The organism is Gluconobacter cerevisiae (assembly GCF_015244675.1).
Classification (GTDB): domain Bacteria; phylum Pseudomonadota; class Alphaproteobacteria; order Acetobacterales; family Acetobacteraceae; genus Gluconobacter; species Gluconobacter cerevisiae.
In genome coordinates, this window is the sequence record NZ_JABCQO010000001.1 from 90,772 (window position 1) to 103,516 (window position 12,745).

Genomic DNA, 12,745 nt, shown 5'->3' on the forward strand with positions numbered 1-12,745 from the left:
GGCGGTTTTCAGGCCCGGCTTGTGAAAAGGGCCTGTCTTTCACTGACAGGCGCGTAGGTTCCCTGATTGCCGTAATTGTGCGGCAAAGTCGCCGCCGGAGTTGATGTTAACAGTTCGATCACACGCTTCTGTGCCGTAATCGCCCTTTGCAGAAGTTCACCGTTGCGATTGCCCAGTTCCGTCATCTGCTCCAGCAGATCGCGATAGGGAAATGCGGGCGGCTCTTGCTGAGCTGTATCTTCTTCATCATCCGGGCAGCAGGGGCAAAGATCCTTTTTACGGTCGTTGGCGACCGCAACTTCCTGTTCCAGCATCCTGGAAGCACTCTGCTTGTCGGGCAGGAGCGCCAGAGCATCGGGGATACGCGCTTCTTCCAATGCAGAGTTTTCAGCTTCCAGAATGGCAATCAGACGCTGCATGGCTGGAATAATGGATGCGCTCATTTCTGCTCCTGCATGGCCAGCATCTGGCGATTGATCGCATCCGTCATGCCGATACCACCATTGTTTTCCATCTGCTTGGCGATCTGCTCCACCAGCATGGGCCGGAACTGCTTTTCTCCTGCTCCCCCGCTGAACATGTTGTCGCTGTCGTCATCCGTTGCGAACATAGGCTGAAGCATCTGATTGATGGCCATGGATTCGAAATCCTGAGCAGACTTCAAGGTTTTGGCCGGGTCTGCCTTCTGCCCGTGTAACGGGAATCCCTGTGATATCGTGCTGCTGGTTGAGGATATGGTCATCAACGCATCTCCAGTTCTGCCTGCAGGGCACCATCAGCCTTGATGGCCTGCAGAATGCTGATCATGTCTCTTGGCCCCACACCCAGCGCATTCAGGCCCGCAACAAGCTCCCTGAGCGTTGTCCCTCCCGGCACAACCGCCAGATGCTGGTTCTTGCCCGTATCCACCTTGACGTTCGTACGCGGCACAACAGCCGTTTGACCATTGGAGAATGGACCAGGTTGAGAGACTTCGGGCGTTTCGGTCACCTGTACAGTCAAATTTCCCTGCGCCACAGCAACCGTGCTGATCCGGACATCCGCCCCCATGATGATGGTTCCACTGGCTTCATCCACCACCACCTTGGCAGGCGTATCGGGCGTCACCAGCAGATCACCGATCCGCGAAAGGGTTGGAACGGGATCGTGGCTGCTCAGATCCAGCAGGACCGTGCGCGGATCCTGAACATTCGCAATCGGCCCGAAGGTCCGATTGATGATCGCGGCAATCCGACTCGCTGTCGTGAAATCAGGATTCCGCAGACTCAAATGCAGATTGGCGCGATGGCTCAAGTCGAAAGGAACCTCCCTTTCGACAATGCCGCCATTCGCAATATGTCCGCTCGTTGGAACGTTGCGCGTGATGGATGCGGCCGCGCCTCGCGCAGAAAAAGCGTTTGTGGCAAGTGATCCCTGAGCCACGGCATAAACTTCCCCATCCGCCGCCATCAGGGGGGTGACCAGCAGTGTGCCGCCCGTGAGAGAAGATGCATCACCCGCAGCAGAGACCGTCACGTCAATGCGGTTCCCGCCATGCGCAAAAGCGGGGAGATCCGCTGTCACCATAACTGCAGCGACGTCATGCGTCTGAAGCTGCGTTTCCTGATCGCGAATGTTGACGCCCAAGCGATTCAGCATGGAAATCAGCGTTTCACGGGTGAAAATCGTATTCGTCAACCGGTCCCCGGTACCGTTCAACCCTACAACAAGGCCATAACCGATTAACTGGTTGCTCCGTACGCCTTCCATGTCGGTAATATCTTTGATGCGAACACTGGCTGCCAGGGTGAAACCAGGCAGGAGCAGCAGTCCGACGCAGACAAGCGCAACAAGCCGCTGCATCAGGACGCGAAAAGATAACGGAGATCGCTGAATAAAACGCATGGGCGACGGGGGGTATCCTGATGCCTGCAAGACAGGTCTGGGGGTCTCAGATGCTGAGGATGGCCTTACAGAGTAAAGAAACCCCTAACAGACACGCAGATTTCCGCGCTTTCCGACAGACCGTCAAAGCATGTTCGGGGTTGGCGGATGCCGCTGGGGTAGCTATAAGCCGCGCGTTATCGCCTGCGGCTGTTGGAAGCGGACGTCGGCGGATCAGCCAAGGATTGGATGCGCATGATTACGCTGCCGCCGGATTATAAGCCTTCCGACAACGAAGAATTCATGAGCCCGCTTCAGGTCGAGTACTTCAGGCAGAAACTTCTGCGCTGGCGTGTCGATCTTCTGAAAGAGGCCGATGGAACGCTTGCGAGTCTCTCGGAAGGGGGAATCCATGAATCCGACATCACTGATCGCGCCAGCGTGGAAACGGATCGGGCTTTCGAGCTTCGGACCCGTGATCGGGCGCGCAAACTGATCACCAAGATCAATATGGCGCTCGAACGTATCGAGGATGGGAGCTACGGCTTCTGCGAGGAAACGGAAGAACCGATCGGCTTGAAGCGGCTCGAAGCGCGCCCGATCGCTACCCTGTCCATTGACGCACAGGAGCGTCATGAAAAGATGGAAAAAGTCCACCGCGACGATTAGGACTTGCACTTGGCGCGCTGAACCGTTACCAAGCGCGCCAAGGCAACGGTATGCTGCTGTAGCTCAGTGGTAGAGCACTCCCTTGGTAAGGGAGAGGTCGACAGTTCAATCCTGTCCAGCAGCACCAGTATAACAGCCAATAATCGAAAATAACGTAGTTATTCTCTGTATCAGAATGGATCGAATATCCATTCTGGACATCAGCATATGCTGATGGGCTCACGAAGCCATCTGAGCTCTAATCTCTGTACCATGCTCGATGGTTATGGTTCTTCTCCCCGGCAAAATTAATGCGGTCTCGCAAGACCATGCCCAGTCTTCCGTTAAATCATGACGCTTTGATCCTACCGCATTATCAGGTCGAATGGCTCCTTCTGGACGAGGACCGATTCTATCCTGCTAAAAGCCTGCATTATGGACAGATCTGTACATGACTAGCGGCTTCGAACGCCCGCTCTTTTTTACTTTCGACCGTATTTCCAGATTCTCATCATAAAAAAAAGCCGCCCCTTCTTGTGAAAGGGCGGCTTTTTTACGTTTATACACCTCAAAAATCAGTCACGACGATCGCGTATTTTCACATAAGCAATCGCGGCATGTTCGGCACAATATGGCTTTCCAGACAGCGGGGTTGCTCCACAGAAATGAAAACCCGGAGTTCCGGGGTCGCCGATCGGCCAGCAGCAGGAGGGGCCACGCCGGGTGGGACGGTCAATTCCGGCTGTCGAAAAACGTGGTGGCAGGGCCGGACGCGATACAGGAGCGACACGGGGTTCCTGTTTAGGAGGCGTAACGGCGGCAGGCTCGCGATGGAGCGCAGCGGTCTCCTTCTGAGCCGCAGGTACGGCGCGCGCAGCAGCAGCAGCAGCAGCAGCAGCAGCAGCAGCAGGCTGAGGGGCCTTTGGAGCCTCAGGGGCAACAGACGGGACCTTACGAACGACTGCGGCAGGCTTTTCAGAAATCTTTTCTACACCGTCTGACACGGCCTTTACCGGAGACGCGTCTTTACCGTCGGCAAACAGGTCCGATCCGGCAGTCTCGGTAGCCTTTGCCTTTGAGGGGCTTTTGCGACGGGGTGCGGCTTCCGTTGTTCCTGTTTCACCGTCCGTAGTCTTACGATTACGGATAGGGGACGGACGGGGAGGCAGGCCCAGACGATGGGCCTTGCCGACAACGGCATTCTTGGTGATGGAGAGCTGGCGGCCGATTTCGGCGGTCGAAAGTCCCTGACTCCACAGATCGCGAAGTCTGGCGATCGTCTCGTCCGTCCACTCCATATGTTCGTTTCCCTGTTCCGCTTCGGTGCCTGACGTGGCCCGATATGCTGTTGATTTGCAGTCCCGGCCCACCGGACCCGAAACATCTTCGGGAGGCTTCTTACCAGAAACTCCCCGCCGCGTCGAAGGCGGTTCTTATGCGACTGTTTCCGCCACGTGCTGAAGCTCCACAAGACCATTCACGACTGCCAGCGCGATCTCGCCGCGCACCAGCGCCTGAGCATCCAGACCGAAGAGTTCGCGACGCCAGCCGCGCAGTGCGCCGACATCGGTTTCTCCAAGAGCAATCAGATCAAGATCTTCCGAAGAGGCGACCAGACGGGGCGCCACCTTGTGCTCTTCGCATTTGGCAGCCAGCAGCACCCGCAAAAGCGCCACCAGAGCGGCAGAAGGGCGCGCCCGTTCGGATTTCGACGGTGCTTTCGGGAGTTCGGATTCCGGGCATTCCTGAGCGGTGCAGATGGCCTCAAGAAGACCTTTGCCCATCTTGCCTTCAGCAAAACCACGGGTCACACCACGGATACGGGAAAGCGCCTCAACTGTATCCGGATGAACGGCTGCGATTTCAAGCAGGCTTTCATCGCGGATGACACGCTGCCGGGGAATATCGGCATTCTGCGCTTCCTGTTCGCGCCAGGCCGCCACTTCCCGCAGAATACCCAGCATCCGGCGGTTGCTGGTCCGGGCTTTCAGCTTTTCCCAGAGTCGACGCGGATCGGGGCGGAACGTTTTTTCTTCCGTCAGGACCGCTTGCTCGGAGTCGGCCCAGTGCAACCGGTCCTGCTCGGCGAGTTGTTTGCGCAGAGCGTCATAGACCGTACGCAGATGGGTCACATCAGCTGCAGCATAGGCAATCTGGGCGTTACTCAGCGGACGGGCCGACCAGTCGCTAAAGCGATGCGCCTTGTCGATGCTGCGCCCCGTAATTGCGCCCACAAGACTGTCATATCCAACCTGATCGCCGAAACCGGCCACCATGGCGGCAACCTGCGTATCGAAAACCGAGACCGGAAGACGGTCAAAAATATGAAGGAAGATTTCCAGATCCTGCCGGGCGGCATGGAAAACCTTGATACAATCCGGCTTGGCCAGAAGGTCGCCCAGCGGCGCAAGATCAATCCCGGGAGCGAGCGTGTCGATCAGGACAACGTCTTCGGTTCCGGCCAGCTGAACGAGGCAGAGCTCCGGCCAGTAGGTCTTTTCCCGGACGAACTCCGTATCGATGGTGACGAAAGGCTCGTGCTGCAGTTTTTCGCAGATACGGGCCACCTCCTCGCTGGAGGTCAGGAGAACAGGGGTCGGGAAGGTCGGAGCTTTCGAGCGCATGACACGATCCTACACAAAGCGCAGGATCGTGACCACGCCCCTCACGTCCTTCCCTCACCCGTTTTCCGGGCTGCTCAGGGGGAAAACGATCAGAGAGACTGGTCGATCCATGCCTTGAGCTGGCTCTTAGGCAGAGCGCCCATCTGCTGCGCGACCGGCTTGCCGTCCTTGAAGACGATCAGCGTCGGGATGCTGCGGACGCCATACTTCGTGGGCGCTTCAGGGTTGGAGTCGATGTTGACCTTCGCAACCTTCAGACGGCCTTGATACTCAGCACCGATTTCTTCAAGCGCCGGTGCGATCATCTTGCACGGGCCGCACCATTCCGCCCAGAAATCAACCAGAACCGGGCCTTCGGATTTCAGGACGTCTGCGTCGAAGCTGCTGTCGCTGACGGCAACGGTGTTTGCGCTCATGGGTCTATTCCTTGTGACGAATGAAGTTTCTGAAAAATGATATCGGCTGCCGTGCCCCTCACTGCAAGGGGGCTTTTGATCTGCATCAAACTCCAGACCGCACCTGATCCAGCAGAGTGGCCGGGAGTGTGACAACGGCTGGCCCTTCCGTCCAGACCAGCGAACAGTGAATGTCGTAGCCCGGATGAAGTTGCGCCAGCACGGCACGATAGGCCGCCATCTGACGCAGATAGATGACGGGCGTCCGATCAGCGCGAAGCTGCGGATTGCGGTTCGTCTTGTAGTCGCAGATCCAGATTTCTCCGTCTCCGATCCGCAGACGATCGACCTGCCCGAGCACCACGCGCCCGTCACTGACGCCCGAAATCGGCTGCTCGGCACGACTGCCGGGCGCAAAGAGCGGTGCGAGATCCGGATGGGAGAGAACGCCCAGAACCTGTCCGGCCAGACGTTGGATCTCCGTTTCCGTCAGACCCAGCGCCCGGCGGGACAGCCAGCGCAAGGCCACGGCCTCGCGCTCTGCCACCGGGGTTTCGGGCAAAAGCTGGAGCAGACGATGGATCATGGTGCCGCGCCGCATGGCCTGCTCGCGGACCGGCGTGGAACGACCGGCCAGAAGCTCCAGCGGGGAACGGGCAGCGGGGAGTTCACCAAACTCGGCCCCATCCGGACGGCTAGGCGCGAGCGGACGCGTCATGGCATCTTCGCGCTGGGCAATGAAGGGCTTCCAGTCCGGAGCGCGCCCCATCCAGTCTGGCAGCGTCGCACAGGGCGGTTCGGCATCTTCGGCCCGGAAAGCGACGGGCGCGAGTGTGCGCTCCTCTTCCAGCACAAGCCGTTCGCCTTCCCAACCGAGGTCCAGAGATTCGGAACGGGCATTGGCCAGTTGACGGAACCCGGCCTCACACTGTCGGTACCAGCTTGTCTCGACAGGCTCGCGCTTGCCCGCCGCGCCACAGATCACCAGCCAGTCACTGGCGCGGGTGAGTGCGACATAAAGCAGGCGGTTGCTTTCAGCACGCGCCTTCTCAGCATCCCGTTCGGACAGAGTAGCCGTGATATCCGTGCCCATGTCCTTTTTCGGGACCCAGAGCGGAAGCTCTAACGCGCCTGCTTCTTCCCACAGAAAATCGCTGCCGGGTGGCGGCTTGGACAACGTATCCGGCATGACGACCAGACGCGCCTGAAGCCCCTTGGAGCCATGCACGGTCATGACCCGGACGGCTCCCAGATCGCTCTCGGCCTCGCGCTTGCTGGTGATCTCGCTGGCTTCGAGCCAGTGCAGGAAGCCCTGAAGTGACGGCGGATGCAGCCCTTCATAACGCAGGGCCGCCGTCAGCAGTTCGTCCACCGGTTCAGCCGCTTCCGGCCCCAGACGGCGCAGCAGCCGCGTGCGGCCACCATGCTGGCCCAGCGTTTCCGCCAACAGACGATAAGGAGAGGCATAATCGACGCGCGCATAAAGCGTGGACAGCATTTCCCACGCCGCCCGCCAGTCGGCGCGTTCCCGATGCCGTTCGCGCAAAACGGTCCAGAGCGGCTGACCTTTCGGGCCGAGGGCATGGGTCGTGCCATTGCGGGTCGCGAGCGCCATCAGCGAGTCGTCCGTCAGGCCGCCGAGCGGGGATGTGAGAACGGACGCGAGCGTCAGGTCATCCTGTGGCAGAAGCAGCGCCGCACAGAGCGTCATAAGATCGCGGACCGCGACCTGCTGCGTCAGCCCGACCCGCACCAGCGTCGCGACCGGCACATTGCGCGATTTCAGCGCCCGGATGAGCGAGCGCAGGAATGGCGAGCGTCGGGGCACGAGGATCAGCACGTCCCCTGCCGTCAGAGGCGCTTGCCCCGGCTGCGGGGGACGCCCGATCTGCTGATCAATCCATTCTGCAAGAGCTTCGGCAAGACGCTGCGGTGCGCTGCGCTGCCCGGTATTGGCAGAAGGCGCACGCCAGGGCGTCAAACCCTCGTCATCGTCCTCGCCCTGAACGACGGGAACGAGCGGCCACAGTTCCACACGTCCCCCCTGCCCCGGACGGGCCGAGACATGCGGGCGGAGCGTCTTTTCGCCTTCCTGCAACAGGCCATGCGCGGCAAGAGGCTGGGAAAACACCGCGTCCACGAACGACAGGACAGGCGGGACCGAACGGAAAGACACGTTCAATTCCGGATCACGCCACAGCAGCCCGGCATTGCGGACCCTGTCCGCGAACTCGTTCCGCCAGTGATGGAACTCTTCCGGCTGGGCACCCTGAAACCCGTAAATCGACTGTTTGTAGTCGCCAACCGCAAAGATCGTGCGCGGACGCGGCCCCATCTCCCAAGCCCCCTCGCCCGCAAAGAACTCGGAGGTCAGCGCACCGGCGATTTCCCATTGCAGGCCGGAATTGTCCTGCACCTCGTCCAGCAGCAGATGGTCGATGCCGCCATCGAGTTTGTAGAGCACCCAGGCCGCACCCGGATCGCGCAGAAGGTTGCGGGTTTCCTGAATGAGATCATTGTAATCCACCAGACCACGGGCGGACTTGCCCTCCTGAAACGACGTCAGCATCGGCGCGGCCAGACCGAGAAGGGCACGGTTCAGAAGCACCAGACGCAGGCTTTTGAGGCGCGTCTGAAGATCAAGAAGGCGCTGCGCCTCATCTTCCAGAAGCGCTGCAATCCACGGGACAGCGGCCTGCGAGGCCTTGCCGACGATGCCGTTCACCTTGCGCGGGCCACCATCTTTCGTCAGCAGGCATTGCGTCCACAGTGTCAGCAAGCGCTCGGCTGGTTCCGTCCCAAGCCATGCCAACATCTGTTCAATGAAAACGCGACCGGACACCGTCGCGCTCCCAAGCGCATCGCGCAGACCGGCCCGCAGATCGTCTTCCTTCGGCGGACGACAGGCGAGGTTTTCAAGATCCTCAATGCCCTCCTGCCCCGCTTTCAGAGCCTTGCGATAGGCGCTGACCACACTGTCCGGCAAAATCCCCCAGCGTTCCAGCAGCGGCCGGGCGCGACTTTCCTCCATGTTCAGTGTGCGGATGCGCTTGAAGAAATCGTCCAGCCCTACCGTTCCGGCCACATTGGCCGCAAGCTCCGGCGCACGGGCCAAACCATCTTCCATCGCCTCGCGCAGGGCCAGCGTCGTATCCGTCTCTTCCATCAGCGTGAAATGCGGATCGACCGACGCCTCCAGCGGAAAACGCCGCAAGAGCGACTGACAGAACGCATGGATCGTCTCGATCCGCAGCCCACCCGGCAGATCCAGCACGCACAGGAACAGGGCGCGCGCCCGGGCCCGGGTCTCGTCCGTGTTCGGAACGTCAAGACTTTCGAGTTCCGCGCCCAGCGTCGCATCCGGCAGCGAGACCCAGCTTCCCAGCTTCTGCTGAAGGCGGTTGGCCATCTCGGCAGCGGCGGCCTTGGTGTAGGTCAGACACAGGATACGCGACGGATGCGCGCCATCGGCCAGAATGGTGTCGCCGTCTTCGGTCTGGACGTAAAGCGGCAGCATGAGCCGCAGCAGACGGTCGATCAGCAGCTTGGTCTTGCCCGACCCCGCCGAGGCCGAGACGAACACCGAAGCGCGCGGATCAGACGCCTGACGCTGTGTGCGGTCGGCGGCGGCAATGACTTCGTCGCGAGTGATGGGACGGAAAACGGGAGGCATGTCGTTCATTCGCCCTCTCCTTCCGCATAGGCCGCACGCCATTCATCCACGCGGGCAAGCTGCGCGTAATCCGTATAGCGCGGCACATGTCCGGCCCAGGGCTGGGAACGGTAGGGCTGATCGGGGTTATCGTATTCGTCTACGAGGGCCCGGAGTTTGTCCATCGCCCCGGCAATCAGGGTCGGCGCATCCGTGTAAGAGCGTGCACCCGGCACTTCGCTTTCCTTACCCGCCTCATCGCCACCGGTCAGATGCCAATAGAGCAGTTTCTTCGTATCCACCGCCGGAACATCCCTGAACGCACCTTTCGCCAACAACGCACCTTCGAGCACAAGCTGGACGGACCAGCCTTCCGCGACATTTTTGCCGCTTGGCGGCTGGCCGGTTTTGTAATCGAAGACCGTCGCCAGACCATCGGGCCCGATATCGATCCGGTCCGCACGCCCCCGCAGCTCGAATGGCGCGAAAGCGGCTTCAAGACGGAAAGACGCCGTCACTTCCACAAACCGCCCCTGCGACAGACCACTGTCTTCCATGTCCCGCCGGTAAGCGGCTTCCTTCTCCGCCACCCAGTCCGCAATCCGGGCCAGACGCGGCCCCCACCAGTTCACGAGGGCCGGACGCATATTGGCCTTGCCCAGTTCCTCGGCAAACACACGTCGCAGAATAATGCTCGCATTGGCGGGCCAGCGCTCCGGGAAATCGCGCAGAACGCGTTCCATCGCCTCATGCACGATCATGCCGAAATCGGCGTGTTCCGCGCCTTCCTCCAGCGGCTTGAGCGCCCGGAGTTTCAGGACGTGCTTGGCATAGATCGCGTACGGGTCCTGCATCCACGTCTCGATTTCGGTAATGCTGAGCCCCCGTGGCCGCAGAGCAACGGGCGGCCGGGGTTCGGGCGGCGCAACCGCTTCGGCACCTGCCAGCGGCTGATCCAGACAGCGCTGCCAGTCCAAGGCGGGATGCACCGGCAGGCTCTGCGACCGGCCGCCGAGAAACGCCTCCATCCGCACCATCCAGCGTGCCGGAACGCCTGGTGCACCCTCACGTCGGGCCGAACTCGCGAACACGGCCTCCTTCGACGCCAGAATGGTCGAGACGAAATCATGCGCGCTCACACCCGTCTGCCGCTCCGGCGAAGGCAGACCAACCCGCACCCGCATCGGGCGACTCAGCCACGGTCCCGGATCGGTCGCAGGCGGCCAGACGCCCTCGTTCAGCCCTCCCAGCACTACGACATCGAACGCCAGAAGCCGCGCTTCCAACACGCCGAGAATCGAGACGCGCGGATGCGCCAGTTCCACACCGCCGCGATGCGCGCGCAGACCCGTCAGCATCTGCCCGGCCATGGACGTGTTGAGAAACGAATCCAGATGCGTCAGACGCTGCGGCGGCAGAATGCCGGTATTGACGATCAGCGCCGCCAAATGCCGCGACAGCGCCTCACCATCCTCACCAAGCCACAAACGCGCGCCCGGATGACGTGGCTCCTCCTCCTCCGGAGCGTCCAGTTCTTCCGCCGTGGCCGCCAGAGCCTCCGCCGTGTGGATCAGGCATTCGAGCAGTTCCGGCAGCGGAATGGCCCCCTCAATAGACAAAAGCGGATCAAAGGCCCGCTCGATCCGCGCGATGAAGGCGGCAGGGCCTTCCGGCTCGTCCGGGGCATCCGCGCTGGCGCCGTGGTCGGGGGCGTGTTTCTTCTGCGTATAGTCGTGCAGCGCGGCTTTCAGTCCGGCGATACCGGGCGCAGGAGCAGGTCCACGCAACAGGAGCCGTTCCAGCCGCCGGGCGGAAGCGTGACAATCCCCCGGCGTGCGCCCCAGAGCGGCGAGCGGATGTTTCAGAACGGAAAGCAGCGCAACGGGAGAAAGCTGCGCTTCGGCAGCGGTCGCGATCAGACGCAGAAACACAGCCGCTGGCGTCTGGGACAGGGACTCGCCCGCGCTGTCATCAGCATGGATGCCGAAACGCAGAAGCTCGGTCCCCACACGCTGCGCCAGCGCCCGATCCGGCGTGACGAGGGCGCAGGTCTTCCCGGCTTCGGACACGACATCGCGCAGGATCAGCGCAATAGCCTGCGCCTCCTGCTGCTGGTCCTGCGCGGGAAGGATGGACAGCCTGTCGATATCGCGCGGGCGGCTGTCCTGCCCCCAATGCGCGATCCCCTGCTCCGGCAGCAGCACTTCGCGTAACATCAGTTCACGCCCGCGATCCCGGCCGCCATCCCAGTCCGTCAGTTCTTCCCGGGCCAGCCCCAGATCCGTCAGGATTTCCTTCAGACCCGCCTGTGGGTGCGACGGCGGCAAAGCAGCCCAGATGTCGTCCGCCATGCCCAGATCCACGCCCGGCAGGATCACAAGCCCGGCAGGAAGCCGCGCCACCACGGCCAGCACATCCGATACCGCCGCAGACCCGTCCGCAAATCCCACGCCCCAGACGGGCGTGAGCGGCGGCTTTTCTTCCCAGGCGCGGGCCTGCGCCTTTAGCCGTGCGATCTGCCGCGCCACCGGGTTGCACAACCCTTCCTCTTCCAGCCATTTCGGCCAGACGGCTGTGACGATTTCCAGAAATTTCAGCGTCTGCTGCCAGTGGTCGGAAAACCGCTCCTCCACCGCATCCGGGAGACTCTCGGCCAGATCGACACCGCTGCGCTCGGCCTCGTCCATCAGGTCCGCCAGCGCCTTGGCAAGCGGCCAGGCCCGGTCGATCCCCTTGGTGCTGTCCACACCGACACTCACGAGCGGCGTCTGAAGGATCAGCATCGACAGCACGGCCAGACGCCGCTGCGGCTCCACGGCCGGAGGCAACAGGACGTCGATCCCGATAGAGGCCAGAGCGTCCTCATCCACGTCATTGATGGCGACGATACGCGGCAGAAGTGCCGCCTGCGTGTCCAGAACCCGCAGGAAGGCTTCCATCAGCGCACGGCCCGCGCGACGGCTGGGAACGAGGATCAGGCCCGGACCATCTGTTCCAGCAGCCGGATCACGCTCCAGCCATTCCTGCGCCACACGATCCAGAAACGGCTCCGTGCCCGCAATGGTGACGACGCCGCTCATGGGTTCAGTCCTGTCAGACGGTCAGCAGGCCAGCCCGTCAGTTCCACGAGGCGGGAGTCCTCGGTATTTCCGGGAGAAAATGTGAGATGCAGCGCCCCTTCCGGCAGCAGGTCTTCCGCCCGCTCCGGCCATTCGACCAGCATGATCCCTTCGCACGCCTCGTCCCACGCCAGTTCATGCAACGCATCCGGCCCGTTCAGTCGCCACAGGTCATAATGATGAACCGTTCCTTTGGGCGTCTCGTAAGGCTGAACAAGCGCGAAACTGGGGCTCGGCACCTCCATCTGTGGGTCCTGCGCCAGATGGCGCAGGAAGGCGCGGGAGAACGTGCTTTTCCCGGCCCCGAGACCGCCTGAAAGGGCAAGGCAGTCTCCGGGGCCACAACGGTCGGCAATCAGGGCCGCCAGAGTTTCGGTCGCAAGCTGGTCATCGAGGCGTATCTGCATGGCGCCAATGTGGACCCGACGCCCCTGTGCCAGCAAG

The 12,745-nt window shown here is 61.6% G+C and carries 10 protein-coding genes and 1 tRNA gene; 2 read left to right on the forward strand and 9 right to left on the reverse strand.

Annotated features, from left to right (window positions below; all coding sequences use genetic code 11):
• Positions 1-8 precede the first annotated feature (8 nt).
• Genes HKD21_RS00375 through HKD21_RS00385 form a run of 3 tightly spaced genes read right to left on the reverse strand, consistent with a single transcriptional unit; the run spans position 9 to position 1,884 of the window.
• Positions 9-443: a flagellar protein FlgN gene (locus HKD21_RS00375; protein WP_194253715.1), complete on the reverse strand. Its 435-nt coding sequence runs from the start codon at positions 441-443 to the stop codon at positions 9-11.
• Entirely contained in the window at positions 440-742 is a 303-nt protein-coding gene (locus tag HKD21_RS00380) for a rod-binding protein (protein ID WP_194253716.1), read from the reverse strand. Before HKD21_RS00380 ends, HKD21_RS00375 begins: the two co-directional genes overlap by 4 nt.
• A complete protein-coding gene (locus tag HKD21_RS00385) occupies positions 742-1,884 on the reverse strand; it encodes a flagellar basal body P-ring protein FlgI (RefSeq protein ID WP_407646495.1) in 1,143 nt (380 codons plus the stop codon). Before HKD21_RS00385 ends, HKD21_RS00380 begins: the two co-directional genes overlap by 1 nt.
• A 234-nt stretch (positions 1,885-2,118) precedes the next feature.
• Here HKD21_RS00385 and dksA point away from each other — a divergent pair, with 234 nt between their 5' ends.
• Positions 2,119-2,532 carry an RNA polymerase-binding protein DksA gene (dksA, locus tag HKD21_RS00390; RefSeq protein WP_194253717.1) on the forward strand — a complete coding sequence of 138 codons (414 nt, stop codon included), beginning with the start codon at positions 2,119-2,121 and terminating at the stop codon, positions 2,530-2,532.
• 52 nt (positions 2,533-2,584) lie between these two features.
• A tRNA-Thr gene (locus HKD21_RS00395) sits at positions 2,585-2,659 on the forward strand.
• Between the two features lie 427 nt (positions 2,660-3,086).
• On the opposite strand, the gene HKD21_RS00400 is transcribed toward HKD21_RS00395, so the two are convergent.
• The 6 genes from HKD21_RS00400 to tsaE form a co-directional block, all read right to left on the reverse strand.
• Entirely contained in the window at positions 3,087-3,809 is a 723-nt protein-coding gene (locus HKD21_RS00400) for a GcrA family cell cycle regulator (RefSeq protein ID WP_194253718.1), read from the reverse strand.
• Positions 3,810-3,944: 135 nt separating this feature from the next.
• Positions 3,945-5,135 carry a ribonuclease D gene (gene rnd / locus HKD21_RS00405; protein WP_194253719.1) on the reverse strand — a complete coding sequence of 397 codons (1,191 nt, stop codon included), beginning with the start codon at positions 5,133-5,135 and terminating at the stop codon, positions 3,945-3,947.
• Between the two features lie 89 nt (positions 5,136-5,224).
• Entirely contained in the window at positions 5,225-5,551 is a 327-nt protein-coding gene (trxA, locus tag HKD21_RS00410) for a thioredoxin TrxA (RefSeq protein ID WP_062029874.1), read from the reverse strand.
• Between the two features lie 85 nt (positions 5,552-5,636).
• Positions 5,637-9,212: a double-strand break repair helicase AddA gene (addA, locus tag HKD21_RS00415; protein ID WP_194253720.1), complete on the reverse strand. Its 3,576-nt coding sequence runs from the start codon at positions 9,210-9,212 to the stop codon at positions 5,637-5,639.
• Entirely contained in the window at positions 9,209-12,262 is a 3,054-nt protein-coding gene (gene addB / locus HKD21_RS00420; RefSeq protein ID WP_194253721.1) for a double-strand break repair protein AddB, read from the reverse strand. The genes addA and addB overlap by 4 nt, the downstream gene beginning before the upstream one ends.
• On the reverse strand, positions 12,259-12,708 hold the full coding sequence (gene tsaE / locus HKD21_RS00425; protein WP_194253722.1) for a tRNA (adenosine(37)-N6)-threonylcarbamoyltransferase complex ATPase subunit type 1 TsaE: 450 nt from the start codon (positions 12,706-12,708) through the stop codon (positions 12,259-12,261). The genes addB and tsaE overlap by 4 nt, the downstream gene beginning before the upstream one ends.
• Positions 12,709-12,745: the final 37 nt, after the last annotated feature.